This is a genomic window from Nannocystis punicea, assembly GCF_026965555.1.
GTDB lineage: Bacteria > Myxococcota_A > Polyangia > Nannocystales > Nannocystaceae > Nannocystis > Nannocystis punicea.
The window spans coordinates 3,186,961-3,211,677 of sequence record NZ_CP114040.1 but is presented as its reverse complement, the minus strand read 5'-3'; the positions used below and the strand labels follow the sequence as shown (position 1 = coordinate 3,211,677).

Annotated in this window: 23 protein-coding genes; 15 read left to right on the top strand and 8 right to left on the bottom strand. The window is 71.7% G+C overall.

Translation table 11 applies throughout. The features are described from left to right. The first annotated feature begins 90 nt into the window (after positions 1–90). Positions 91–687 carry a hypothetical protein gene (locus tag O0S08_RS12250; protein ID WP_269039275.1) on the top strand — a complete coding sequence of 199 codons (597 nt, stop codon included), beginning with the start codon at positions 91–93 and terminating at the stop codon, positions 685–687. A gap of 200 nt (positions 688–887) precedes the next feature. Continuing rightward, positions 888–1,520 carry an NAD(P)H-binding protein gene (locus O0S08_RS12245; RefSeq protein ID WP_269039274.1) on the top strand — a complete coding sequence of 211 codons (633 nt, stop codon included), beginning with the start codon at positions 888–890 and terminating at the stop codon, positions 1,518–1,520. Between the two features lie 90 nt (positions 1,521–1,610). Here O0S08_RS12245 and O0S08_RS12240 read toward each other — a convergent pair whose 3' ends face one another. The 3 genes from O0S08_RS12240 to O0S08_RS12230 form a co-directional block, all read right to left on the bottom strand. Beyond that, complete coding sequence (locus tag O0S08_RS12240) at positions 1,611–3,485, bottom strand: choice-of-anchor I family protein (protein WP_269039273.1); 1,875 nt, start codon at positions 3,483–3,485, stop codon at positions 1,611–1,613. Positions 3,486–3,810: 325 nt separating this feature from the next. Beyond that, positions 3,811–4,221: a rhodanese-like domain-containing protein gene (locus O0S08_RS12235; protein WP_269039272.1), complete on the bottom strand. Its 411-nt coding sequence runs from the start codon at positions 4,219–4,221 to the stop codon at positions 3,811–3,813. 33 nt (positions 4,222–4,254) lie between these two features. Next, on the bottom strand, positions 4,255–5,358 hold the full coding sequence (locus O0S08_RS12230) for a hypothetical protein (protein ID WP_269039271.1): 1,104 nt from the start codon (positions 5,356–5,358) through the stop codon (positions 4,255–4,257). A gap of 155 nt (positions 5,359–5,513) precedes the next feature. Here O0S08_RS12230 and O0S08_RS12225 point away from each other — a divergent pair, with 155 nt between their 5' ends. The 12 genes from O0S08_RS12225 (at position 5,514) to O0S08_RS12170 (ending at position 17,441) form a co-directional block, all read left to right on the top strand. After that, positions 5,514–7,589 carry a hypothetical protein gene (locus O0S08_RS12225; RefSeq protein ID WP_269039270.1) on the top strand — a complete coding sequence of 692 codons (2,076 nt, stop codon included), beginning with the start codon at positions 5,514–5,516 and terminating at the stop codon, positions 7,587–7,589. Between the two features lie 252 nt (positions 7,590–7,841). Beyond that, on the top strand, positions 7,842–8,633 hold the full coding sequence (locus O0S08_RS12220; RefSeq protein WP_269039269.1) for a MerR family transcriptional regulator: 792 nt from the start codon (positions 7,842–7,844) through the stop codon (positions 8,631–8,633). Beyond that, entirely contained in the window at positions 8,630–9,856 is a 1,227-nt protein-coding gene (locus tag O0S08_RS12215) for an IscS subfamily cysteine desulfurase (protein ID WP_269039268.1), read from the top strand. Before O0S08_RS12220 ends, O0S08_RS12215 begins: the two co-directional genes overlap by 4 nt. 61 nt (positions 9,857–9,917) lie before the next feature. Then, the gene (iscU, locus tag O0S08_RS12210) at positions 9,918–10,328 is read left to right on the top strand and encodes a Fe-S cluster assembly scaffold IscU (RefSeq protein ID WP_269039267.1); all 411 of its coding nucleotides are present in this window, start codon (positions 9,918–9,920) and stop codon (positions 10,326–10,328) included. Positions 10,329–10,333: 5 nt separating this feature from the next. Then, positions 10,334–10,666: a HesB/IscA family protein gene (locus O0S08_RS12205; RefSeq protein WP_269039266.1), complete on the top strand. Its 333-nt coding sequence runs from the start codon at positions 10,334–10,336 to the stop codon at positions 10,664–10,666. Positions 10,667–10,791: 125 nt separating this feature from the next. Next, positions 10,792–11,304 (top strand): Fe-S protein assembly co-chaperone HscB, encoded by a 513-nt coding sequence (gene hscB, locus O0S08_RS12200; protein ID WP_269039265.1) that lies wholly within the window; start codon positions 10,792–10,794, stop codon positions 11,302–11,304. Next, positions 11,301–13,322, top strand: coding sequence for a Fe-S protein assembly chaperone HscA (gene hscA / locus O0S08_RS12195; protein WP_269039264.1), 2,022 nt, complete (start codon positions 11,301–11,303; stop codon positions 13,320–13,322). Before hscB ends, hscA begins: the two co-directional genes overlap by 4 nt. Positions 13,323–13,328: 6 nt before the next feature. Beyond that, entirely contained in the window at positions 13,329–13,673 is a 345-nt protein-coding gene (locus O0S08_RS12190) for a 2Fe-2S iron-sulfur cluster-binding protein (RefSeq protein ID WP_269039263.1), read from the top strand. A gap of 53 nt (positions 13,674–13,726) precedes the next feature. Beyond that, a complete protein-coding gene (locus tag O0S08_RS12185) occupies positions 13,727–14,887 on the top strand; it encodes an AAA family ATPase (RefSeq protein WP_269039262.1) in 1,161 nt (386 codons plus the stop codon). After that, positions 14,884–15,597 carry a hypothetical protein gene (locus O0S08_RS12180; protein ID WP_269039261.1) on the top strand — a complete coding sequence of 238 codons (714 nt, stop codon included), beginning with the start codon at positions 14,884–14,886 and terminating at the stop codon, positions 15,595–15,597. Before O0S08_RS12185 ends, O0S08_RS12180 begins: the two co-directional genes overlap by 4 nt. Positions 15,598–15,892: 295 nt before the next feature. Beyond that, positions 15,893–17,155, top strand: coding sequence for a M24 family metallopeptidase (locus O0S08_RS12175; protein ID WP_269039260.1), 1,263 nt, complete (start codon positions 15,893–15,895; stop codon positions 17,153–17,155). A gap of 85 nt (positions 17,156–17,240) precedes the next feature. Continuing rightward, complete coding sequence (locus O0S08_RS12170; RefSeq protein ID WP_269039259.1) at positions 17,241–17,441, top strand: helix-turn-helix domain-containing protein; 201 nt, start codon at positions 17,241–17,243, stop codon at positions 17,439–17,441. A gap of 116 nt (positions 17,442–17,557) precedes the next feature. Here O0S08_RS12170 and O0S08_RS12165 read toward each other — a convergent pair whose 3' ends face one another. Further along, complete coding sequence (locus O0S08_RS12165) at positions 17,558–18,349, bottom strand: enoyl-CoA hydratase/isomerase family protein (RefSeq protein WP_269039258.1); 792 nt, start codon at positions 18,347–18,349, stop codon at positions 17,558–17,560. A 22-nt stretch (positions 18,350–18,371) separates the two neighbouring features. Between O0S08_RS12165 and O0S08_RS12160 the strand changes: the two genes are divergently transcribed. Continuing rightward, a complete protein-coding gene (locus tag O0S08_RS12160; protein ID WP_269039257.1) occupies positions 18,372–18,809 on the top strand; it encodes an acyl-CoA thioesterase in 438 nt (145 codons plus the stop codon). 3 nt (positions 18,810–18,812) lie between these two features. On the opposite strand, the gene O0S08_RS12155 is transcribed toward O0S08_RS12160, so the two are convergent. The 4 genes from O0S08_RS12155 to O0S08_RS12140 are packed head-to-tail and all read right to left on the bottom strand — an operon-like array spanning position 18,813 to position 24,709. After that, the gene (locus tag O0S08_RS12155; RefSeq protein ID WP_269039256.1) at positions 18,813–20,180 is read right to left on the bottom strand and encodes a sensor histidine kinase; all 1,368 of its coding nucleotides are present in this window, start codon (positions 20,178–20,180) and stop codon (positions 18,813–18,815) included. Beyond that, positions 20,177–21,544 carry a sigma-54-dependent transcriptional regulator gene (locus O0S08_RS12150; protein WP_269039255.1) on the bottom strand — a complete coding sequence of 456 codons (1,368 nt, stop codon included), beginning with the start codon at positions 21,542–21,544 and terminating at the stop codon, positions 20,177–20,179. The genes O0S08_RS12155 and O0S08_RS12150 overlap by 4 nt, the downstream gene beginning before the upstream one ends. A gap of 8 nt (positions 21,545–21,552) precedes the next feature. Next, positions 21,553–24,000, bottom strand: coding sequence for an ABC transporter permease (locus O0S08_RS12145; RefSeq protein WP_269039254.1), 2,448 nt, complete (start codon positions 23,998–24,000; stop codon positions 21,553–21,555). Further along, entirely contained in the window at positions 23,984–24,709 is a 726-nt protein-coding gene (locus tag O0S08_RS12140) for an ABC transporter ATP-binding protein (protein WP_269039253.1), read from the bottom strand. Before O0S08_RS12140 ends, O0S08_RS12145 begins: the two co-directional genes overlap by 17 nt. Positions 24,710–24,717 lie beyond the last annotated feature (8 nt).

The following is a 24,717-nucleotide window of genomic DNA, read 5'->3' as shown; positions in this document are numbered from 1 at the left end:
CGAGCCAGGAGGCCTCGCTCGGCCGCGCGCGTCCGCGTACTTTCGCGCGCCCGTCGGCGACACCCCGTCCGCGTGAAGATACCTCCGTGGATGTTTCTCTCCCTCCTCTCGTTGTCTGCGTGCGCGGGTCGGCTCGATCCATCGGTGAGGCAGCGTGCGGCGACCGATCTCTCGTGCTCCGCCGAATCGCTGAAGGTCGAGGAGGTCGAAGATCGCGGCTTCAACGAGGGCCTCTATCGCGCCAAGGGTTGCGAGCGTAGCCAGCAGTACAGCGCCAGGTACACCCTGTTCGGCTGCCGCAGCCACACCCCCGAGGAGATCGCCGCCCGCGAGGCCGAGGAGCAGGCCCGCGCCGAGGCCTATCGCCGGCACCAGGCCGAGCGCCAGGCCGCCGGCGGCGGGAGCTCGGGCGGAGGCGGCTCGGCCACGAAGTTCACGTCGACCAGGGTCACCAACCTGTGCCCCGACAAGGGGCTGCTGTTCCACGGCCGCCAGCCGGGCCACAGCGGCGGCCGCACCGACTCGATCAGCGGCAACGCGACCTTCAACGTCAGCGGCAACGAGGGCGACTCGCTGTGGATCGTCGACGACAAGGGCGAGGGCGTCAGCAGCTTCACGTACAGCAAGTCGGTCGACCAGATCTTCATCACCAAGTCGCGCTTCGGCTTCAGCACCAGCCGCTCCTGACCGATCGGACACATCATCCCGGAGCGGCCGCAGCCCGCTCCGTGGCCTGTCTGATGGGCCATGCCCCATCAGACATATCACCATCCCCCCGTCCGTGAGGACACATCGCGCGCGCCGGCCATTTGCCGGCGCATCCGCGCCGGAACCCTGCCCGCGCGCCCTGGTTGGCAGGCGCAGCCGGTCTTGCTAGCGTGCCGGCGATGTCCAGCTCGCCCGCTCGAGTCCTCGTCGTCGGCGGCACCGGCCGCACGGGTCGCCACGTCGTCGCCCTCCTGCGCGAGGCCGGCGTCCCGCTGCGTCTGCTCGTCCGCGACCGCGCGCGCGCCGAGGCCGAGCTCGGCGCGGGCCTCGACCTCGTCGTCGGCGACGCCCTCGACCTCGACCTCGCCCCGGCCCTCTCCGGCGTCGACCACGTCGTCAGCACTCTCGGCAGCCGCGACGTCCACGGCGGCGGCCTGCGGACCGTCGACCTGCCCGCCACCGCGCGCCTCGTCGCGGCGGCCCGGGCCGCCGGAGTCGCTCGCTTCGTGCTCTGCTCCACCATCGGCGCCGTGCCCACGCCGGGCGTCCCGCCGCACATGCTCGAGTGGTTCGCCCCCAAGGGCGAGGCCGAGGCCGTCCTGCGCGACAGCGGCGTGCCCTTCACCATCGTGCGCCCCGGCGGCCTGCACGACGGCCCCACCGACGATCCGCGCATGATCGACTGCCGCCACGTCGCTCGCGCCCTCGTCGCCGCGCTCACCCGCGACGACGCCCTCGGCGCCACCTTCGAGCTCAGCAACGCCCGCCTGCAGCGGCCCGGCGCCGACCCGCTGCTCGGCCTCCGCGTCTGAGCCGGCGCGATGTCCTTCTGGACATGCCCCTGAGCGCATGCCCAGAAGGACATGCTCGTCGAGGCATGTCCTCCTGGGCAGCCGCTCGCGTCACTGCCCGAGCAGCTCGTAGATCGACACGCTGCCGCTGACCTCGTTGGCGACGATCACCAGCGGCTTGCCGTTCGGGCTGGCCGCGGCCGGCACGAACGTCAGGCCCTCGGGCCCGAGGTCGTCGGCGGTCCCGTCCTCGACGTCCGCCGCGAAGTCGCGCGGGTTGGCGTATTGCAGGATCTCCGGCGCGCTCGGGTCGGCGAGGTCGACCATCAGCACCCCGCCCATGCGCTCGAGGCCGACGAAGCCGAGCGTGCGGCCGAACGCGTGGCCGAGCGTCAGCCCCTCCGGCTCGGGGCCCTTGTCGTCCGAGCGGCTGTCGAAGTCGTTGTCGGCGTTGTCGGCGTTGAAGTTGTCCTGGTAGGCCGGGTGGCTGGCCAGCAGCTGCTCGATCGCGTCGCCGCTGTCGTGCACCAGCGACCCGTCGGCCGCGCTCCACACCGAGAACGAGCGCCCGCCGAACGTGTAGAGCGCGTCGTAGTCGCCGTCGTCGTCGGGGTCGCCGAGCGAGCTCGTGACCTTGAGGCGGCCGATCGCCTCGTCCTGCTGCAGCGCGTCGGCGTCGGGGAACAGCCGCGGATCGAGGTCGAGGTTCTTGATCCGCACCTCCTCCGAGTAGCCGTCCCAGTCGCGCACGTCGCCCTCGTTGGCGGTCAGCAGGAACGCCTCGCCGTTCACCGTGAACCACGCGATCGAGTCGGGTTGGTACAGGCCGCGCACCGGCGCGTCGACCAGCGCCGCCGCGCCGTCCTCGTCGGACGGGTCGAGCTTCGCGCCGCTGTTCCAGGCCTTGAAGCCGAGCGGGCGCACGTCGGTGACCTCGCCGGTCGCCAGGTCGACCACCGCCAGCGCGTTGTTCTCCTGCAGCGTCACGAACGCGGTCTTCGAGTCGCCGGAGATCGCCACGTACTCGGGCTCGAGGTTCTGCGCCGGCGAGTCCGCGTTGGGCCCGAACAGGCGCACCTCGGGGTCGAGGTTCATCAGCGTGAACGCCGAGAAGTCGGCCGTCGTGACGTCCGAGGGCAGGACGTCCTCGACCCCGCCCGACACGTCGATCACGGACACCGAGCCCTCCGGATCGACCGAATAGTCGTCGGCCGGCTCGCCCTCGTTCGCGGTCACCACGTACTTGCCGTCGGGCGAGAACGTCACCATGTCGGGCAGCGCGCCGACCGGCACGGACGCCAGCTTCTGTCCGGTCGCCGCCGCGAAGAACCACACCTCGCCCGTCTCGGTCTTGGTCGTCGACTCGACCGCCGCCGCCACCACTCCGTCGTGCACCGACACCGAGTTGGGCGGCCCGAACAGCGCCGTCGACAGGGTCGTCACCAGCACCGGGGCCGCCGGGTCGCTCAGGTCGAGCACGTCGATGCCCGACTTCTGCCCGTTGACCACGAACAGCCGCTGGCTCGCCGGGTCGTAAGCGGGGATCTCCGCCGCGCTCAGGTCGTCGTCGAGGTAGACCGCGATCGCCTCCGCCTCGTCGGGCTGCGCGTAGCGGCCGATCCGCACCATCTCGATCGTCTCGACCACGCCCGTGTCCATCTCCCCCTCCGTCGTCTCGCCCGTGCTGCCCGTGGTCGTCGTCTCGCCCGTCGTCGTGTCCGTCGTCGTCGTGTCCGTCGTCGTCTCGCCCGTCGTCGCCGTCCCGTCCGTCGTCTCGCCCGTGCTGCCCGTGATCGCCCCGGTGGTCGTCGAATCGTCGCCGGTGGTCGGCGTCGTCGTCGTGCTGGTCGGCGTCGCCGTCGAGCTGGTCGGCGTCGTGGTGGTGTCCGGCGCGTCGGTCGTGCCGCTCGTGGTCGTCGTCTCGCCCGTCTCGCCGTCGGGCGTGGCGGTCGTCGACCCTTCCGGGCTGCAAGCCGCGAGGCTCACGCCGAGGAGAACTGTGGCGATTTCGGAGAATGACGGGTTCTGTCGCATGGGAGTGAAACTGCGCCTCGTGGCCGCGATGACACGCGGCCTCGGCGACGACCGCGCCGCGCGCGGGTGACGATTGTCGCCGTCCATGCCACGGCTTCGCGACGGCCCCGCCCCCGAGGCGTCGCCCGAGTCCGCAGGCGCCGAGCGCCGCGCCGAACACGTCTCTCGGGACATGCTCGATGCGACATGTTTTTTAAAACATGCTTGAACGGACATGACCCGAAGGTCATGCCTGCAGACGGCCGTCCCCCGTCAGCGTCGCGGCGAGCGGTCGCGCCTAGCGCTTGAGCGACGCGTGGTCGCGCCCGGGCAGCGTCGAGGTCGTCGACGCTCCGCCGCCGGCGACCCACCCGGCGTCGCCGTTACCGCCGCCCCAGCCGCCGATCTGGTCGAGCAGGCGGGTGTAGCCGAGGCCCTCGAGCACCGCGGCGGCGCGAGCCGAGCGCCCGCCCGCCTTGCACGACACCAGGATCTCCTGGTCTTGTTTGAAGTGGGCCTGGACCTCGGCGGCGAACTCGGGGTTCGGCACCATCCCGCCGGGCCCCATGTGCATCAGCGGGATGTTGTAGGCGTTCGGCGCGTGGCCGGCCTCGAACTCGGGGACGCTGCGGACATCGATGTGCACGAGGTTGCCAGCGGACGCGACCTTGGCGATCGCTTCGGGCGTGCTGAGGCGCTGAATCGGCATGCCCGACCTTCGTAGCCCGGGCCGGGCCGACCTTCAACCCCCGGCCGAGACCGCCCCGCCCGCGCCCCTGGGCTCCTTCGCCTCGCCCGTCTTCGCCCCGGCCTTCGCCTCGCCCTCCGGTTTCGCGCCGGCCTTCGCCTCGCCCGCGGCGGGCGTCGCCTCCCCGGCCGGGCCCTCGTTGATCGCCGGCGTCTCCGGGAACGGCTTGCCGTCGGTGCGCATCGCCACCTCCTTGCCGTCGGGTCCCGGCACCAGCTTGACGAACTGATAGGCCAGCGTCGTGTGCGTCTTGTAGGCGCTCGCCTTGTCGGTCGCGGTCTGGAACTCCTCGCGCAGCAGGTGCGGCTCGCCGGCGTCGACGAAGAACAGCAGCGTCCCGCGGACCACCCCCTCGAGCGGCGCCTTCGCGCCGGGCGACGTGTACTCGCCGATGTACGACAGCTCGGCACGCAGCCCGGTGTCGGGGTCGCGCTCGAGCTTCTTCAGCTCCCACAGCACGTCGCGCGTGTCGATCACCCCGCCGGAGCGCATCTGGCACTTCGAGCGCCACTTGGCGCCGACCCCGATCGCCTCCTCCGGGAAGCGGATGCAGAAGAAGCGATTGGCGTCGACCAGCGCCTGGCCGGGCTTGCTCTCCGCCTGCTCCTTGGGACCGGTGATCGACGTCGTCCCCGGTCGCTCGCCGGTCGCCAGCAGGCGGTGCGTCGTCACCAGCTGATGGACCGCCTTCTCGTCGTTGTCGAGGAACTTGCCGTTCGGCGGCTCGGCCTCGAAGTTCACGTAGCGGTGCTCGAGCGTGCACGCGCGGGTGAAGCCCTCGCCGTCGCAGTCCTTGAGCGTCAGCCGCTCCTCGCGGGCGAAGCCGGTCGGCTGGACCAGCGAGCCGAAGCGGACGTTGCCGATCGTCGTCACGCGGTAGGCCGAACCTTCCCGAAGGGCCAGGCGGATCTCCGCCGTCTCGGACGGTTGCGCCGGGCTCTGCGGTTGCGAAGGATCGGCCTTGGACGGCGAATCGGCCGGCGTCGCGGGGCGCTGGGCCCCCACGGGCGTCTGGACCTCCGGCGCGGCCTTTCCGGGCGCCGCGTCGCCGTCTCGCTGTTGCAGGCGCGAGGTCCCCGGATCGCCGCAGGAAGCCACGAAAGCCAGGATAAATCCGGTCGAGTATGGGCGAAGCACGCGCGGAGCATCGCACGGTCGGTCGTGGGCCGCACGGCCGACCGCCGCATTCGTCCAGCGCGATATCGCGCCCCGCTTATCACACACCCACCCCGCTTTTCGCTACCATGCGCCGCATGTCGAACCCCCGCCTGTCCCTCCCTCTGAGCACGCTGATGCTGCTCGTCGCGTGCAATCCAGCCTCCTCGGGGGGCGAACAAAAGGCCGCGGACACCAAGACTGCGGTAGACGCCAAGGCGCCGCCGGCCCCGGCGGTAGCCGCGCCGCCCGCCCCGACCGGGCCGGCGACCGTCGACGAGCTGCTCGGCCTGGTCCACGACGGCGCCACCTCCTACGTCGTCTTCAAGGCCCCCGACGCGCTCCTCTCGCTCGCCGAGACCGCCGCGGGCACCTTCGAGCAGCCGCTCACCACGCTCGTCAGCGCCACTTCGCCCGACCAGACCTCGCGGCTGACCGAGAGCTTCGCCCTGTTCAAGCACGGCGTCGCCGACGCCAAGGAAGCCCTGTCCAAGGCCGGCACCGACCTCGCGCGCGGCATCGTCGTCACCAGCACCTCGCTCACGGGCGGCGACGACACCGTGATCACCTTCTCGGCCAGCAGCGCCGAGGCCGCCAAGGGCCTGCTCGCCTCCCTGAAGATCCCCGACGCCGCCACCGCCGAGTGTCAGGCCACCGCCGGGCGGCCCGGCTACGTCACCTGTGCCAAGGACCAGGCGACCCTCGCCACCTACAAGCCGGGCGACGGCAAGGCCGCGCGCACCCGCCTGAACACCGCCCTGCCGGCGGTCGCGGTCGACGACCTGGCGCTGTTCGGCTACGTCAGCGACGGCGACCTCCACTTCGGCCTCGACAAGCCGGCCGGCGGCGCGACCTTCCACGTCAGCGCCCCGTCGGACGCCAAGGACCTGGTCACCACCCTCGCCCCGGGTCAGGCCGAGCTGCTGAAGTTCGCCCCGGCCGGCACCGGCTTCATGTGGATGAAGCTCGACATCGACGAGCTCAAGAAGAAGGGCCTGAACGAGGTGCCGCCGCCGTTCAGCGCCACCGTGAGCGCCTTCACCGGCGAGGTCCTGTTCGGCGGCAGCGCCGACCCGGCCGCCCTTCAGGCCCGCTTCGGCTTCAGCGACACCAGCTCGCTGGCCCCGCTCGCCGACCTCGCGGTCGCGTTCGGCGGCCCGATGATCCACAACAAGCCGATCCCCGACGTCCCCGGCAGCAAGGTCTCCTTCAAGGCCGAGAACGTGACCGTCGGGGCCGACAAGATCAAGGCGCTGCACCTCGGCGCCAGCGGCGTCCCGCAGGCCAAGGCGCTGGCCGACCAGCTCGGCCTCTCGCTCGACGCCTGGGTGTTCCCGGCCGAGGGCACCCTGGCCGCGGTCGTCGGCGCCGACGCGGGCAAGGTCGGCCTGGTCAAGGCCGCCGCCAACAGCGAGGCCACCATCGCCGCCCTGCCGCCCGCTCTGGCCGCCGGGCTGCGCGCCGGCGAGGTCGGCTTCGTCGGCCACGTCCCGCTCGACGGCCTGCAGAGCCCCGAGCTGCTCAAGCTCCTCGACGGCGCCCTCGCCAGCCTCCCCGGCTACTCGTCGAGCAACGCCCGCTCGGCCCTCAACGTCGTCGCCCCGCTGTCGAGCACCACGATGTGGATCAGCGAGCACCAGAACGCCGCCGTGATCCACGTCGCGGTGCAGTCGATCGGCAACACCACCGACGAGGAGGGCAAGGCGGCCCTCGCCGCGGCGACCAGCGCCGACCCGGTCAAGGCCTTCGCCGATCTCGCCGCCAAGTACCCCAACTCGCCGCGGATCGCCGCCTACCAGACCCGCGCCGGTCAGGGCGGCGCGGGCGCGCTGGTCGGCGGTTCGGCGCCGGCGCTGCTGCTCGCTGCCGGTGGCGTGGCCGCGTTCCTCCGCCCGGTCATCGACGCGCCGCCGCCGGTCGTGGCCGAGGCCCCGGTGGCCGAGGCCCCGAAGGTCGAGGAGAAGAAGGTCGAGGAGAAGAAGGTCGAGACTCCGAAGACCGAGACTCCGAAGACCGAGACTCCGAAGACCGAGACTCCGAAGACCGAGACCCCGAAGACCGAGACTCCGAAGACCGAGACCCCGAAGACCGAGACCCCGACGACCGGTGGTCTCAAGATCGACGCCACCAAGGTGGAGCGGGTGCCGCCCAAGCGCGCCGGCCGCTCGGAGTGACGGCGAGGCGCGCGCGGCTCCGCGCTGAAGTCTTCCCGACTCGCACGTGCACGTGAGCTTAGCGCCTGAATCCTCGGGCGATCGCGGACTGGTCCCGGCCATTCCGCGGTCGCCCGAGAGCTTTTCAGCCGCGTTTTCTCGCAGGAAACGGCGGTTGACAGCGAAGCGCCCGCATGTCAGTTTTTGACCACCGCCTCAACTCTTACGTGTACGTAAGAGATACCTTCCTCCCGACGACAGGTTGAGGGCCTCATGAGCATCAGCGAAGCCAAGCCCACGCTCGCACCGACCGCCGGCGTGACGCGGCCCGGCCGGATCAAGATCGGCGAGCTCGCGCGCAAGACCGGCAAGACCCCGCGGGCCCTGCACCTCTACGAGGAGATGGGCCTGCTCGTCCCGAGCGCCCGGACCGAGGGCGGCTTCCGCCTGTACGGTCCCGACGAGGTCGCCCGGGTCTACTGGATCACCAAGCTCCAGGACATCGGCTTCAGCCTGCCGCAGATCCAGAGCCTCCTGGGCACCGTGGCCGCCTCGCAGACCGCGCCGGAGGCGATGAACAGCGTGCGTGAGCTGTTCCGCGGCAAGCTCGACGACACCCGGGCGCAGGTCACCCGGCTCTTGCAGCTCGAGCGCGACCTGTCCGAAAGTCTGGCCTACCTCGAGGGTTGCCGCCTCTGCCAGGAGCCTGCCAAGCCGGACGCCTGCACCAACTGCATCAGCGAGCGCCGCAGCGACGAGCCGACCCCGTCGCTGGTGGTCGGCATCCACCGCAAGCCCGGCGGCGAGCAGCCGGTCCGGGCCTGCGCGATCGAGACCGCGGCCTCCGGCGGCCGACCCGCCGAGCTCTCCTCGCGGACCTCCGATCTCTCCTCGCGGGCCTCCGAGCTGTCCTCGCGGACAGCCGACCTGTCCCCGAGGACACCTTCCTCTGACCTGTCCGTGCGGACAGCCGGCCCCGAGCTGGCCGCGCGACCGGGCGAGTTCGCCGGGCGCCCCGCCGAGCGAGCCGCCGCCCCCACCGACGCCGAGGGGACCTTCCCATGACCGACACCAAGCGCCCGATCTACCTCGACTACGCCGCCACCTGCCCCGTCGACCCACGTGTCCTCGAGGCCATGTTGCCGTACTTCAGCGACCGCTACGGCAACGCCGCCAGCCGCACCCACGTGTTCGGGTGGCAGGCCGAGGAGGCCGTCGAGGCCGCGCGCCGCGAGATCGCCACCTCGCTCAACGCCGACCCGAAGGAGATCACCTTCACCAGCGGCGCGACCGAGTCGAACAACCTGGCGATCAAGGGCGTGATCGAGTACCTGGCCGAGGCCGGCAAGAAGCACATCGTCACCGCGGTCACCGAGCACAAGGCGGTCCTGGACACCTGCAAGCACCTCGAGCGCCACGGCTGCGAGGTCACCTACCTGCCGGTCGCGCAGGACGGCCGCGTCACGCCGGAGCAGGTCGCCGCGGCGATCCGGCCCGACACCGCGCTGGTCTCGCTGATGATCGCCAACAACGAGACCGGCGTGCTCAACCCGGTCACCGAGATCGGCGCCGCCTGCCGGGCCGCCGGGGTCCTGTTCCACACCGACGCGGTGCAGGCGTTCGGCAAGATCCCGGTCGACGTCGAGGCGATGAACATCGACCTCGCCAGCCTCAGCGCCCACAAGCTCTACGGGCCCAAGGGCGTCGGCGCGCTCTACATCCGCCGCCGCAAGCCGCGCGTCCGGATCGCCCCGCAGCTCCACGGCGGCGGCCACGAGCGCGGCACCCGCTCCGGCACCCTCAACGTCCCGGGCATCGTCGGCTTCGGCTACGCGGCCAAGCTGGCGCGCGAGGAGCTGGCCAGCGAGTCGGCCCGCATCCTGGAGCTGCGCGAGCACCTGCGCCGGCGCCTGGTCACGGAGATCCCGCACGCGATCGTCAACGGTTCGCTCGAGCATCGCCTGCCCGGAACCCTCAACATCAGCTTCGCCTACGTCGAGGGCGAGAGCCTGCTCATGGGACTCAAGGACATCGCCGTCTCCTCCGGCTCGGCCTGCACCTCGGCCAGCCTGGAGCCCAGCTACGTCCTGCGGGCCATGGGCCTCGACGACGAGCTGGCGCACTCGAGCCTGCGCATCACGATCGGCCGGTTCACCACCCGCGAGGAGCTCGACTTCGTCGCGGACCTCATCCAGCGCGAGGTCGCTCGCCTGCGCGACATGTCCCCGCTGTGGGAGATGGTCCAGGAGGGCATCGACCTGCGCACCATCGAGTGGACCCCGCACTGATTGACTTCTCGGGCCTCCGGGCCCAATCACTACCCCGCACCCGGGTCCGAAGAGAACCGCCATGGCGTACAGCAACAAAGTCATCGACCACTACGAGCACCCGCGCAACGTCGGCAGCCTCGACAAGGGCGACGCGAGCGTCGGCACCGGCATCGTCGGCGCGCCCGCCTGCGGCGACGTCATGAAGCTCCAGATCAAGGTCGAGAACGGCGTCATCACCGACGCCAAGTTCAAGACCTACGGCTGCGGCTCCGCGATCGCCAGCTCGAGCCTCGTGACCGAGTGGGTCAAGGGCATGAGCGTCGACCAGGCCATGCAGATCAAGAACAGCCAGATCGCCGAGGAGCTGTCGCTGCCGCCGGTGAAGATCCACTGCTCCGTGCTCGCCGAGGACGCGATCAAGGCCGCGATCCGCGACTTCCAGCAGAAGCAAGGCGCCGCGCCCGACCCCGAGAGCGAGCCCGAGCACTGACCGTCATGCCCAGCCTCACCGTCACCTCGCGCGCCGCCAAGATCATGCGCGACCAGCTTGCCCGCCGCGGCACCCCGCAGGCGTGCATCCGCCTCGGCATCCGCGGCGGCGGCTGCACCGGCTACTCGTACCTGTTCGAATTCGACGACAAGCCGCCCCGGGCCAACGACCTGGTCGTCGAGCAGGACGGCGTGCGCGTCGTCGTCGACCCCAAGAGCCTGTTCTACCTCGACGGCACCGAGGTCGACTTCGAGACCGGGATCCGCGGCCACGGGTTCAAGTTCAAGAACCCCAACACCAAGGACGCCTGCGGCTGCGGCGAGTCGATCTCGTTCTAGCCGCCGCCCGCCGCAGCGGGGCCGGCGACCCTCTGCCCTCTCGGACCTGCTCTTTCGGGCCTGTTCCATCGGCCCTGTTCGAGCGGGCCTGTCCCTTCGGACCTGTTCTCTTCGACTCTCCGGCCATGTCCGTCGACATCGACCCATTCGCCCTGTTCGACCTGCCGCGCCGGCACGCCGCCGCGCGCGAGGCGATCGAGCAGCGTTACCTCGAGCTGTCGCGGGCGGCCCACCCCGACAACGTCGTCGGCGAGGGCACCGCCGCCCGCCGCGCCGCCGTCGAGCGCGCCAGCGCCGTCAACGCCGCCTATCGCGTCTTGCGAGATCCGGTCCTGCGGGCCGAGGCGCTCGTCAAGCTCGGCGGCATCGACCTCGACAGCACCGACCCCGAGCGCGGCGCGCCGCACCCGACCCAGGCCTTCCTGCTCGAGATGATCGACCTGCGCGAGCGCCTGGAGGACGGCGGCCCGGACGGCGTCGCCGCCCTGCGCGACGACGTCGAGGCCCGCGGCGACGCGGCCCTCGACGCCGCGGTCGCGGCCCTCGACGCCGGCGAGTTCCGCCGCGCCGCCGAGCACCTGGTGGCCCGCCGCTACTTCCAGCGATTCCTCGACGAGACCGACAGCAGCGCCCCATGACCAGCGTCTCCATCCACGACACCGGCGCGCTGTTCCAGATCGCCGAGCCGACCGACCAGCGCCGCGCCCAGCGCCGCCCCGGCCGCGGGATCGGCATCGACCTCGGCACCACCAACAGCCTCGTCGCCCTCGCCCCCCACGGCGCCGCCCCCCGTGTCCTTCGGGACAGCTCGGGCAGCGGCCTCGTCCCCTCGGTGGTCGCCTACACCACCGACCCGCCGCTGGTCGGCCGCGCCGCCCAGGCGCTGCAGGCCGAGCACCCGGGGCAGGTGATCAGCAGCGTCAAGCGGCTGATGGGTCGCGGCCTCTCCGACATCCACTTCGCCCACCCGTATCACCTGTCCGAAGAGACACCCGGCCTGTTGCGCATCGACATCGGCTCGCCTCCCGGCTCGCAGGTCGGCTCGCCTCCCGGCTCGTCGGGCGAGGCGCAGTCGCGCCGCGTCACCCCGACGGAGGTCTCGGCGGCGATCTTGCGCGAGCTCAAGCTGCGCGCCGAGGCCGAGCTGGGCGAGCCGTGCGACGGCGCGGTGATCACCGTCCCGGCCTACTTCGACGAGGCCCAGCGCCAGGCCACCCGCGACGCCGGGCGGATCGCCGGCCTCCAGGTCTACCGCCTGCTCGCCGAGCCGACCGCCGCCGCCCTCGCCTACGGCCTCGACCGCGGCGGCGAGGGCCTGTTCGCCGTCTACGACCTCGGCGGCGGCACCTTCGACATCTCGATCCTCCGCCTGCACAAGGGCGTGTTCCAGGTGCTGGCGACCGGGGGCGACAGCGCCCTCGGCGGCGACGACTTCGACCGGGCGCTCGCGGCCCACCTGCTCCAAAGGTCAGGCGTCGGCGAGCCCAGCCGCTTCCAGCTCGACGCCGCCCGCATCGCCGCCCGCGCGGCCAAGGAGCGCCTGACCGGAGAGACAGCCACGCGCGTGGCCCTGCCCGGCCTGTCCGAGCTCGAGGTCACGCGCGGCGAGTTCGAGGCCCTGATCGAGCCGCTGGCCCAGCGGACCCTCCGCGCCTGCCGCCAGGCGCTCAAGGACGCCGGCCTGCGCGCGCCCGAGCTCGACGGCGTGGTCCTCGTCGGCGGCTCGACGCGGGTGCCGAAGATCCGCGAGCTCGTGGCCGAGACCTTCAAGCGCCCGCCACTGGCCGACATCGACCCCGACGAGGTCGTCGCCTGGGGCGCGGCGATCCAGGCCGACATCCTCAGCGGCTCGGCGCGCGAGGGCGTGACCCTGCTCGACGTCGTCCCGCTCTCGCTCGGCCTCGAGACGATGGGCGGGATCGTCGAGAAGATCATCCCGCGCAACGCGACCATCCCGATCGCCGCGCGCCAGGTGTTCACCAACTACGCCGAGCACCAGACCGGCATGGTCATCCACGTCGTCCAGGGCGAGCGCGAGCTGGCCCGCGACTGTCGCAGCCTGGCCCGCTTCGACCTCAAGGGCATCCCGCGCCTGCCGCCGTCGATGGCCCGCGTCGAGGTCACCTTCCAGCTCGACGCCGACGCCCTCCTCACCGTGTCCGCGCGCGAGCTGATGACCGGCGTGCGCCAGTCGGTCGAGGTCAAGCCGACCTACGGCCTGTCCGAGGCCGAGGTCGACCGCCTGGTGATGGAGAGCCTCGACCACGCCGGCGACGACTACGCCCGCCGCAACGCCGCCGAGGCGCGCGTCGAGCTCGGCCGCGTCGTCCTGGCCTTGAGGACAGCCGTCACCGAGGTCGGCCACCTGCGCGAACTCCTGCCCGAGGACGAGCGCGCCCGCCTCGAGGCCGCCCTCGCCGCCGCCGACGCGGCGATGGCCGACCCCGACGCCGTCGCCGACCCGCTGAACCGCGCCCGCACGGCGCTCGAGAAGGTCAGCGAGCCGTTCGCCCGCCGCCGCATGGAGCGGGCCCTCAACGCCGGCATGGCCGGCAAGAGCCTCCACGACATCGAGCGCGCGCTGGCCGACGAAGACGCCCTGCAGGAGAAGCGGGCCGGCCACACCCCCGAGCTGCTCGACCCCGAAGAGCCCTGAGAACGCATGCCGAACGTCACCTTCATCGGCCCCCATGGCACCAAGGTCGTCGAGGCCGAGCCCGGCGAGACCCTCCTCGACCTGGCCGAGCGCCACGACATCATGATGGGCTCCGCCTGCGGAGGCGTGTGCGCCTGCTCCTCGTGCCACTGCTACGTCCGTCAGGGCCTCGGCAGCCTGCCCGAGATGTCCGACGCCGAGAGCGACCGCCTCGACATGGGCTTCGACGTCCGCTCCTACAGCCGCCTCGGCTGCCAGGTCAAGGTCGGCACCACCGACCTCGTCGTCGAGCTCACCCAGGAGTCCATCCGCACCTGGTACGACGAGCACCCCCAGGCCCGTAAACCCTGAGCCGCCCGCTCCTGCCGCGGCGCGCGAGTCGAGCTATCCTGTAGCCGACCCGCATGCTCGCTCGCCTCCACGTCCAGAACTTCAAGTGCCTGCGCGACGTCGACCTCGCGTTCGGCCCGTTCACGGTCCTCATCGGCCCGAACGACAGCGGCAAGTCCAGCATCCTCGACGCGCTGCGGATCCTCGGCCGCACGATGCGCGAGCCGCTCGCCGACATCTTCCGCGGCGACGACGAGTGGCGGCATCTCGCGTGGAAAGGGTTGGATGCCGGAAGCATGAACTGGGCGCTCCGCATCACCCATGCGCGACGGACCTGGTACTACGACCTCGAAATTCCTCCTGTCGGCCCAGTCTGCGAGCATTTGGCTTCCAAGCCGTCTGTCGGAGAAGTCGAGGTTTCGAGCCTCAAACAGACCCGCTTGCGCGAGCGGCTCGCCGATCACTTCGGTCCGCCAGGCAGTTCCTCGGACCCAAGAACTGATATCGACGAGCTCTTCTCACAGTTTGCGCATGTCAACTTTGACACGCTCGACTCGCTCGCCACTGCACCGCGCTTCCGCCTCAATCCGGAGTCGCTGCGAACGCCCGCACTCACCTCGCGCGACGCGGTCCTCTCTGCTACCGGCGACAATCTAGCGGCCGTCCTCGATCGTATTCTCTCGGGGCCCGATCGCACGGCGATTGCCCGGCTCGAGACGGCACTGCATGCCGCGATTCCGACGCTCAGCGGCATCGCGCTCCCCTCGCTCGCCGCACATGCGGGCACGAAGACCCTCGAGTTCGTCCTCGCCAACGCCAAGAAGGGGCCGGCCATCACGATCCCCTGCGCCCACGCCTCAGATGGTGCGATGCTCCTGACCGCCTTCTTGGCGCTCGCCTTCAGCGACGAGCCCGGACTGATCCTCGTCGAAGAACCGGAGAACGGCCTCCACCCGACGCGCCTGCAAGAGGTCGTCGAGCTCCTCCGCAAGATCAGCACCGGCGCTGTCGGCAACACGCCGAGGCAGATCATCGTCACCACGCACAGCCCGCTCCTCCTCAACTACACGCAACCCGAAGAGGTCCGGATCGTCCAGCGAGACCGCGAGCGCGGCACCATCGTCACGCCGATGAGCGACGTCCCCGATGTCCACAAGCTCCTCGACGAGTTCGGCACCGGCGAGCTGTGGTACCTCCTCGGCGAGCAGGCCCTCGTGGAGGGCAAGAAGCCGTGAAGCGCGTCCTGTTCCTCGGCGACGGCAAGCACGACATCGGCGTCCCCGACTGGCCCACCGACGAGCCGTTCCCGGCGCGCGGCGTCGTGCCTCACCTCGCCGAGAGCGTCGCAGCCATCGACAGCTCGGGCTCGCTGGCGATGCCCTGGTCGCACCCGCGGCTCGCCCGCTTCCAGCCCAAGAACCGTCCCCGGCGCACTCTCGGCTACGAGGCCAAGATCCGCGCCGCCCAGCTCCAGATCGAGCACGGCATCCACCTCGTCGACGGCCTCGTATGCGTCGTGGACGAGGACAACGACCGCGACCGCCGCGGCCTGCCCGCTGCCGCTCATGCCCACACGAGCGAGCGCTGCCCGATCGTCTGCGGCGTGGCGGTGCGCTCGATCGAGGCCTGGACGCTCGGAGCACGCAGGGCCATCGCCGAGGCTCTCGGCACCACGCCTGATATGGTCGCCAGGACATGTCCCTCGGGACCTGTCGAAGACCTCTACGAGAACACGGGCGATCGCTCGCGTCGCCCGAAGCACATCTTGCAGCGCCTCGCCGAGGAGCTCGGGCGGATGACGGACAGCCTCGAGCTGCGCGAAGAGATCGCGCGACACACCGACCCGGACGAGCTCTGCGTCGCCTGCCCCGCCGGCTTCGCCCCGTTCGCCGCCGCCCTGCGCGCCGCCTTCGGCCCCTGCCCGCCCGTCTCCACCAGCCCGTAAGCAGGCCGCGGCGCGCCCGGAGATAGCGACACACAGGGACGCCCGGCGCCCGGGCCGACCACGATGCCCATCGCAATAAGTCCCTCGTGGGCGCGGCGGGCGGCGTGCCGCCAGGTATCGCTTCCGCTGGGGGCCCGAATCGGGCCCCGACTTTTGGGGACAAGAGCGGTCTTGTCGCCTGCCGCGCCCGCGAGGTCCGGCGATCGTAGGTCGCGTGCGTGATCTGAAGAAGACCACGCCGCGACCACCGGCTGTCGGCGCGCCCGCCCGCGGGGTCGGGGGCTATAGTCGACGCGTGCACCGTCGCGCGTTCGTCACCGGCACGCTCGCTGCCCTGTCTCTTGGGTCATGTCGCTCCGCTCGCTCGCCCGCCGCCACTGCGGCCCCGGCCGCCGACGAGCGCTTCGCCGCGCTGGCCGGCACCTGCGACGGCGTCGCCCCGATCGGCGACGACGAGCGGGCGCGCCGGCGCGAGCGGGCGCAGGCGCTGATGCAGGAGCATGGCTTTTCGGCCATGCTCCTCGAGCCAGGTGATTCGCTCCTCTACTTCGCCGGCATCCGCTGGGGGCGGAGCGAGCGGCCGATGCTCTACCTGTTGCCGGCGCGCGGTCCTGCGGCCCTCGTGGCGCCGGCCTTCGAGTCGCGGACGCTGCGCGAGCGGGCCGGCGACGGGCTCGCGCAGCACCTGTGGCACGAGCACGAATCGCCGTACGCCAGGCTGGCGGAGGCGCTGCGGGCGGCGGGGAGCGAGCGCGGCAAGCTCGGCGTCGATCCGTGGATCCGGCAGTTCATCGTCGACGGCGCGCGCGCGGCCTGCGAGGTCGAGATCGCTCCGGCCACGCCCGTGCTACGCGGCTGTCGCATGGTCAAGAGCGCGAGCGAACTCGCGCTCTTGCGGCGCGCCAACGAGGCGACCAAGGCCGCGCTGAGGGCCGTTTCCGCGCATGTCTCCGAGGGCATGTCCGAAGGTGAGCTCGCCGGACTCGTCCACGCCGCCCAGACCGCAGCTGGCCTCACGGACACCTGGGTGCTCGCCCTCTTCGGCGCCAACGCCTCGTTCCCGCACGGAACCCAGGGCGAGAAGCGGCTCGCTCGCGGCGAGCTCGTGCTCGTCGACGCCGGCGGGGCGCTCCACGGCTACCAGTCCGACGTCACCCGGACATGGCCCTTCGGACCTGTCTCTTCGGCGCAAGCGCGCGCGTGGCAGGCGGTCCATCGCGCCCAGACGGCGGCGCTGGCCGAGCTGCGGCCGGGTCGCACGTGCGAGGCGGCCGACGCGGCCGCGCGCGCGGCGGTCGCCGCGGCCGGCTACGCTGCCGATTACGGCAACTTCACGCATCGACTCGGCCACGGCATCGGCCTTCAGACCCACGAGGACCCGTACCTCGTGCGCGGCAACCAGGACCTGCTGCGCCCCGGCATGACCATGTCCGACGAGCCAGGTGTCTACTTGATTGGTGAGCTCGGCGTCCGCCTCGAGGACATCGTCGCGATCACCGAGGGCGAGCCCGAGATATTCGGCCCGCGGGCCGGTTCGATCGACGCACCGTTCGGGTGATGAGCCTCGCCTTTGCGTGCGCGACCTTGATCTCCAAGAGCGCAAGCCGGGGTGGTATAGGCCCTGACACACCGGAGAGAGGAAATTGCCGCAGCTCATCCTTGAAGACCTGAACCTCGAGACCGCGGAGCGGCGCCTGTGCTCCGAGGCGCTCAACACCGCCGGAAACATCGTCGGCGCTGCGGAGCTGCTGGGCATCACCCGTCACGCCCTCAAGCGGCGGATCATCAAGCTCGGCATCGAGTGGCCGCCGGCGCGCGGCGGTCGTGGCGAGCCCACGACCTAGTGGATGGGGCGGAGCGGCGGCGCGTGCGACATGGCTCTTCGGCCAGGTGAGCACCGACGCCGACGCTCCGCGATCGACGAGCGCGCGGACGTGGGCGCCCGCGCGCGCGGACTGTGTCAGCGCCCGGTGAAATTCGGCGACCGCTTCTCCACGTAGGCCGCCAACCCCTCGGCGGCGTCGCTGCTCTGAAACAGCCGCTGCTGCAGCTCGCGCTCGAGCGCCAGCCCGTCGAGCAGGCTGAGCTCGCCGCCGGTCTGGCAGGCGCGCTTGAGCAGGCCGACCGCCAGCGACGCCTTGGCCGGCGGCACGAAGCGCTTGGCGTACTCGCGGACCTGGCCGACGAAGTCGGCGGCGCTCGGCGCGTCGAACACCTTGTTGACGACGCCGAGGCGCTGGGCCTCGTCGAAGTCCATCGTCCGGCCCTCGGCCATCAGCTCGATCGCCGCCGACTTGCCGATCAGGCGCGTCAGTCGCTGCGTGCCGCCTGTCCCTGGGAGCACCCCGAGCGCCACCTCGGGCAGGCCGCACTGACCGGCGCCGCGGCGGGCGATCCGGAGGTCGGCGGCCAGCGCGATCTCGAGGCCGCCGCCGACGCAGTGGCCGTTGAGCGCCGCGATGACCAGCTTCGGCGTCTGCTCGAGCCGCGCGATCGTCTCGTTCGCGTGCAGGCAGAAGTTGTACTTGAACGTCGGGTCGGCGCCCTTGAGCATGCGGATGTCGGCGCCGGCGCAGAAGAACTTCTCGCCCGCGCCGACGACCACGATCACGTGCGCCTCGGCGTCGAAGCGGGCGCGGAGGATCGCCGCGTCGAGGTCCTGCATCATCGCGTACGAGTAGCAGTTGGCGGGCGGGACGTTGATCGTGAGCTGGGCGACGCCGCCCTCGGCGTGGTATTCGACGTGAGGCATGCCCGGGCTTATACCCGATCCTGTGCACGTCCACCGCGTCCGCGTCGGCTTCGGCGACTGCGATCCCGCCGGCATCGTCTACTTCCCGCGCTTCTTCCACTTCTTCCACGAGGCGATGGAGACGTGGTTCGACGAGGTGCTGGGCCTGCGGTACTCCGAGATGGTCCGCGGCCGCGGCATCGGCTTCCCCGCCGTCCACACCGAGGCCGACTTCGCGATCCCCGTCGCCTTCGGCGACGAGATCGCGGTCGAGCAGCGCGTCGTCGGCCTCGGCCGCACCTCGATCCGCTTCGCCTACCGCGTGCGCACCCACGGCGAGCCCGACTCCCCCGTGCGCCTCACCGGCGCCACAGTCTCGGTCGTGATGGACCTCGACCCGCGCCGCCCGACCTTCCGCCGCCCCGTCGAGCTGCCGGCCGACCTGCGCGCGGCCATCGAGCCGCTGGTCGTCGCGCAGTGAGCCCTACGCGGACAGCATCATCGTCGGCGCCCGCGCGACCACCCCGAGAGTGACGCAGGCCTCGCAGCCGCGCCGGCCGTCGCCGCGGTTGGCCAGCGACAGCGCGCCGCCGTGGGCCTCGGCGATCTGGCGCGCCAGCACCAGGCCGATGCCGCTGCCCTCCGGCTTGGTGGTGAAGAAGGGGACGAACAGGTTGGCGGTGTCGGCGAGGCCGGGGCCCTCGTCGACCACCGCGAGCGCGAGCGTGCCGGCGTCGACGCGCCACCGCACCCGCACCTCGCCCGCGCCGGCCTGCAGCACCGCGTCGGCCGCGTTGCGCACGAGGTTGATGAGCAGCTGATCGAGCTGATCGCCGTCGGCCTGCAGCAGCGCGTCCGGGCCCGGCTCGACCGTCACACGCACGCGTCGCTCGAGCGCCGCCACCCGACCGGCCCACGCCGCCACCTCGACCGCGGCGAACTTCGGCGGCGGCAGCCGGGCCAGGCGCGCGTACGCGGCGAGGAACCGGTTCAGGCTGCCCGCCCGCCGCGCGATCACCTCGAGCCCGCCCGCCACGTCCTCCTCGAGGTCGCTCGCCCGCTCCTCGCGCGGCCGCGCCAGCTGCTGCCGCAGGTGCTCGGCGATCGAGTGGATCGGCGCCAGCGAGTTGTTGATCTCGTGGCCCAGGACGCGCACCAACCGTTGCCACGCCAGCCGCTCCTCCTCGCGCAGCGCCCGGCGCAGGTCCGTCAGCACCACCAGAGTGTGCGGCAGGCCGCGCTGGCGGAACCGGCTGCGCCGCAGCTCCCACGGCCCGGCCCCGCCGGGGAACACGGTCAGCAGCGTGCGCGGCACCTGTCCCTCGAGACATGCTCCCAAGCCCAGCCCCGCCGCCTCGCGCCCGAGCAAGCCACCTGTCCCGGAGAGCAGGCGCTCCGCCGAGCGGTTGGCCAGGCGCACCGTGCCCTGCGCGTCGAAGGCCAGGACCGCGACGTCGATCTCCTCCATCACCGTGCGCAGCAGCGCGTCGGCCTCGAACGCCCCCAGCCGTTGCTCGCGCAGCGTGTCGGCCAGGCCGTTGATCTCGCGCATCACCCCCGTCAGCGCGTCGTCGTCGCCCGCGCCGGCGGGGACCCGCCCCCGCAGCGAGAAGTCCTCCTCGCGCAGCGCCGCCAGCAGGGCCGACACCAGCTGCAGCGAGCGCGTCACCCGGGCGTGCAGCGCCGCCGCGCCGCCGATCCACGCCGCCAGCGACAGCGACGCCAGCGACCAGCGGACCTTCGCCGAGTGCTCGCCGATCATCAGCAGCGACAGCGCGACGATCAGCGCCGGCGCCCCGGCCGCGAGCGCGAGCAGCACGACGCGCGCCTCGTGCCGCTCCTTCCAGCTCACGGCTCGAGCCCGTGGCGCGCCAGCCGGCGGTAGAGCGCGCTGCGCGACAGTCCGAGCCGCTGCGCCGCCTCGCTGACGTTGTTGTTGGTGCGGGCCAGCGCGCGGACGATGAGGTAGCGCTCCGCCTCGTCGAGCGTCATGTCGTCGATCGCCGCCGCCCGCTCGCTCGCGCCGGCGCGCAGCGCCAGGTCCTCCTCGCGGATCGCCGGGCCCGAGGCCAGGAGCAGCGCCCGCTCGACCACGTGCTCGAGCTCGCGGACGTTGCCGGGCCAGCGGTGCTCGAGCAGCGCCTTCTCGGCCTCCGGCGTGAAGCCGACCACCTTGCCGCCGTAACGCGGGCTGCGGGCCTGCAGGAAGTGCTGCGCCAGCCGCAGGATGTCGTCCTTGCGCTCGCGCAGCGGCGGCAGGTGGATCTCCACGGTGTTGAGGCGATACAGCAGGTCCTCGCGGAACGCCCCGCCCGCGGTCAATTGGCCCAGCGGCGCGTTGGTGGCCGCCAGCGCCCGCACGTCGACCTTGCGCAGCTTCGACGACCCGACCCGGTGCAGCTCGCCGGTCTGCAGCACGCGCAGCAGCTTGGCCTGCTGGCCCGCCGGCATGTTGGCGATCTCGTCGAGGAACAGCGTGCCGCCGTCGGCCAGCTCGAAGCAGCCGATGCGGTCGGCCCGGGCGTCGGTGAAGGCCCCCTTCACGTGGCCGAACAGCTCGCTCTCGAACACCCCGTCGCCGAGCGCGCCCGCGTTGACCGCCACGAACGGCCGGTTCGCCCGCAACGACCCCGCGTGCAGCCAGCGCGCCACCACTTCCTTGCCGGTCCCGTGCTCACCGGTGATGAGCACGCTCGCGTCCGACGGCGCCACCCGCTCGACGATCCGCAGCACCGACTCCATCGCCCGCGAACCGGCGACGAGCCGCGGCAGCTCGCTCCCGGCCGCCAGCCGCTCGTTCGCCTCGGCCAGCTTGCCGCTGCGTCGCAGCGCCCGCGCCAGATCGATCTGCGTGCGCAGCGTCAGCAGCAGCCGCCCGTTGTCCCACGGCTTCTGGATGTAGTCGCGGGCCCCGCGGCGGATCGCCTCGACCGCCCCGTCGACGCTGCCCCACGCGGTCATCACCAGGATCGGCAGCGTCGCGTCGACGGCCGCGATCTGGGCGATCAGGTCGAGCCCCTCGCGCCCCGACGTCGTGTCGCGCGTGTAGTTGAGGTCCATCAGCAGCGCGTCGAACTCGTGCGCCTCGACGGCCGCCACGATCTCCGCCGGCGAGCGGGCCAGGTGCAGCTGAAAGCCCTGGCCCTTGAGCAGCAGGCGCAGCGCCTCGAGCACGTCGGCCTGGTCGTCGGCGATCAGCACTCGTGCGTCTGGCATCGGGCGGCTCATTCGTGGCGCAGCGCGACCATCGGATCGATCCGCGTGGCCCGGCGTGCAGGAATATACGTCGCCAGCAGCCCGACCACCACGAGGACCGGAGTCACTGCGAGGAACGGCGACGGGTCGGTCGCGTCGATCATGCCCGGCAACAGCGTCGACATCGCCCGCGTCATTGCCAGCGCACCGATCGCGCCGATCGCCACGCCGGCGCCGACCAGCGCCATCCCCTGGCGAACGACCAGCCGGACCACCGCGCGCGGTTGCGCCCCGAGCGCCATGCGCACGCCGAGTTCGTGCGTCCGCTGGGCCACCGTGTTGCCCATCACCGCGTACAGCCCCACCGCCGCCAGCACCAGCGCCAGCCCGGCGAACACCGACAGCAGCGTGATCGTGTAGCGCCGGGTCATGAGCGAGCCGAAGATATGTCCCGTGTACGGCCCGACCGCGAACAGCGGCTGCAGCGGATCGGCCGCGGTGACCGCCGACCGCACCTGCTCGACGTACGCCAGCGGCTCGCCCTCGAAGCGGACGATCATGTGCATGATGATCAGCCGCACCTGCCGCTGCGACGCCTCGGGCAGCTGGGCGAACGCGTAGTACATCTGGTACGGCGTCTTCTCCGGCGCGTCGAGCCCGTACTGCTTCACGTGGCCGACCACGCCGACGATCTCCACACTCGGCAGCCCGCTGAGCTTGTCCTGCAGCCGCTGCCCGACCGGGTCCTGCCCCGGGAAGAACGCCTCGGCGAGCGCCTCGTCGATGATGAGCACCGGCGCCGTGCCCGCCCCGTCGTGCGGCCCGAACGTGCGCCCGGCGAGCACCGGGATCTTCATCGTCTCGAGGTATCCCGGGCTGACGAGGTACGTCCCCGCGGACCGCATGTTCTCCGGCGTGCGCTCGGCGCCGAGCGGCTGAAACTGCTCGAGTTGATCGGTGACGAACGGCGCCGCCGCCGACCACCCCACCGAGACCACGCCGGGGATCGCCGCGATGTTGCTGCGGACCTGCTCCCAGAACTGCATCGCCACCGCGGGCGACGCGTCGGGCGAGGGCGCGGTCGAGACCGCCGACATCAGGAGCCGGTCCGGATCGAACCCGGGATCGACCGCCTGCACGCGTATGAGGCCGCGGATCGCCGCCACCGCACCGATCAGGAGCATCAACGCGAGCGCCACCTCGCCGACGACCAGCAGGTTGCGCGCGCGCAGGTTCTTGCCTCCGGCGGACGCGTGGCGGTCGGAGTCTTTCAGCGCCGGCGCGAGGTTCTGCCGCGACGCCTGCAGCGCCGGCACCAACCCGAACAGAAGGCCGGTGCCGAGCGCGACCGCCAGAGTGTAGCCGAGCACCGTCGCGTCGACCGCCATCGGCCCGCGTATCCCCCCATACGCCGGCGGCCTGGCCGCGGCCAGCAAGTCCACGCCCCACAGCGCCAGCAACAGCCCCAGCCCCGCGCCGAACAGCGCGACCAGCAGGCTCTCGATCAGGAGCTGACGGATCAGCCGCCAGCGGCCCGACCCCAGCGCGGCGCGGATCTGCATCTCCTTCTGCCGCCGCATCGCCCGCTCGAGCATCAGGTTGGCCACGTTGGCCGCCGCGATCAGCAGCACGCAGATCACCGAGGCCATCAGCATCGCCATCTCGCCGCGGACGGGCTGGGCCATCTCCTCGTTCAGCGACAGCACCAGCGGCCGCGAATTGCCGTACTCCTTGGGATACCGCTTCGCCAGCCCGTCGCCGATCGACTGCAGGTCGGCCCGCGCCTCGGCCTCGCGGACGCCCGGCTTCATGCGCCCGAGCAGGTAGATCTCCGGCCGCGCCGCGCGATCGCGGAACGTGGTCTCGCTCGCGCGAGCGCCGACGGGTATCATCAATTCGCTGGTGGGGAGCATGCTGCGAAAGTCGGGCGGCATGACCCCGACGATCGTCCAATCGCTACCGCCGAGCGTGATCGTCTGACCGAGGACCGCCGGATCTGCGGCGTAGCGGCGGGCCCAGTACCCGTGCCTCAGGATCACGGCCTTCTGCCCGTCCGGCGCGTCTTCCTCGGGGAGGAAGTTGCGGCCGAGCGCCGGCGCGACGCCCAACGCCGGCAGCGTGTCGTGCGAGACCATCTCCACCAGGACCTGCTCCGGATTGCCCTTGCCGGTCACCGTCGCGGCGTGGATGCCCGTCGCCACCAGCGCGCTGAAGGTCGTGTTTTCGGCCTTGTAGTCGAGGTAGTTCAGGTACGGCACCGCCATCCGCTCGACGTCGGGCTGCGTCTCGAGCACCATGACGAGCTGGTCCGGATCGGCGTACGGCAGCGGCCGCAGCAGGATCGCGTTGACGGCGCTGAAGATCGACGTGTTGACGCCGATCGCCAGGGCCAGGGTGAAGACCGCGACGAGGGTGGTCGCCGGGTTCCTGGCCAGCATCCGCAACGCGAAGCGGACGTCTCTAACCAGTGCGAGCATGCGCGCTCTCCTCGACCACCCGGCCGTCGAACAGGTGGATGGTGCGCTGGGCCTGGCGGGCGTACTCGGGGTTGTGCGTGACCATCACGATGGTCGTGCCGGCGCGGTGGAGCTCGTGCAGCAGCCCCATCACCGCGTCGCCGTTCTTCGAGTCGAGGTTGCCGGTCGGCTCGTCGGCCAGCAGCAGCAGCGGCTCGCCGGCCACCGCGCGCGCGACCGCCACGCGCTGCTGCTGGCCGCCCGACAATTGCGCCGGCAGGTGGCGCCCGCGGTGGGCCATCCCGACCCGCTCGAGCGCCGCCTCGACCCGCCGGCGCCGCTCGGCCGCGGGCATCGGCCGGTAGGTCAGCGGCAGCTCGATGTTCTCGGCCACCGTCAGGTCGCCGATCAGGTTGAAGCTCTGGAACACGAACCCGATCTGCTCGTTGCGCACGCGCGCCCGCTCGCGCGCCGACAGGCCCGACACCGCGCGTCCGTCGAGCCAATAGCTGCCCGAGGTCGGCGTGTCGAGCAGCCCGATCAGCGACAGCAGCGTCGTCTTGCCCGAGCCCGACGGACCGGCGATGCACACGTACTGTCCGCGCGGGATCTCCACGTGCACGTCGGCGACCGCGTGCGTCTCGAGGTCTTCGGTGTGGAACACCTTCCTCAGCGCCTCGAGGCGGATGATCGGAGCCTGCGTCGTGTTCGCTGTCGTCGGTGCATTCATCACAGTGC